Below are 830 nucleotides of genomic sequence, written 5' to 3' on the forward strand. Positions count from 1 at the left end.
CCTTACGGCCTCTTTGTATCCTGATGATGAATATGGCGCGTTTTACGAGGCAATGATACATAACGCATATAACGCCGTATATCCTGGAGCCGTAAAAGAAGATAATTATTGGATAAAAACTAAACCGGAAAACGTGGAGGGACCCTTTGAAAATTATGAATATTTTGTGCTTATAACTATTGAAAAAAGTTTAATGCAGTCTATTATTAGAAATATGATGACGGTAACGGCCGCAGATGTAACTATGACTACTGCTCAAAACAATTCGGTTAACCGTCTGCGAAATACTTTCTTTGAGGGGTTTTAGAATGGAGTTAATTTATTTGTTTTTATTGCTGCCTTTTTTTATTTACTGGTGCATTAATGAAAAAGCGGGATTACAGTTATGCATAATGGTTCTTCTTTGTATTTGGACCGTGCTTTTATACCGGCAATTTAAAGAAAAAATATCGTTAGACATTGATTTTCAATGGATAATTATCGCTGTTATTTTTTGTGTTTATTTATTTCTCGGAAAAAAGCTCAACACGCTTTTGTCAAAGGGCGGTTTAAGGGCATATATTATTACCGCCGCCGTAGTTTCATTTATTATGATTCTCTACCGCCCAAGTTTTGAGTATGTTTTCCCAGGCGGAATTATGCTTGGAATAAGCATAGGTTACTGTTTGAATAAGCGTTATATTGGTTTTAAAAGCTCTGATGTTTTAAACAGAAAAGGAGTAATAAAATGGCTTACTTTACTTGCGCGTTTTATTTTAGGAATAGCCGTTATTGCTGTTATTTTATTAAGGGTTAATGAAATTATGCGTCAAATTTCCAATAGCCAGTAT

1 protein-coding gene and 1 pseudogene are annotated in these 830 nt (G+C 34.3%); both read left to right on the forward strand.

Annotated elements, in window-relative coordinates; all coding sequences use genetic code 11:
- A pseudogene (locus ACYVRH_RS13650) lies at positions 1-307 on the forward strand (hypothetical protein); the annotation flags it as partial.
- 1 nt (position 308) lies between these two features.
- Positions 309-830: hypothetical protein (locus ACYVRH_RS13655; RefSeq protein WP_461257436.1), on the forward strand; the 522-nt coding region annotated here is incomplete at its 3' end.

This window comes from Treponema sp. R80B11-R83G3, assembly GCF_054786115.1.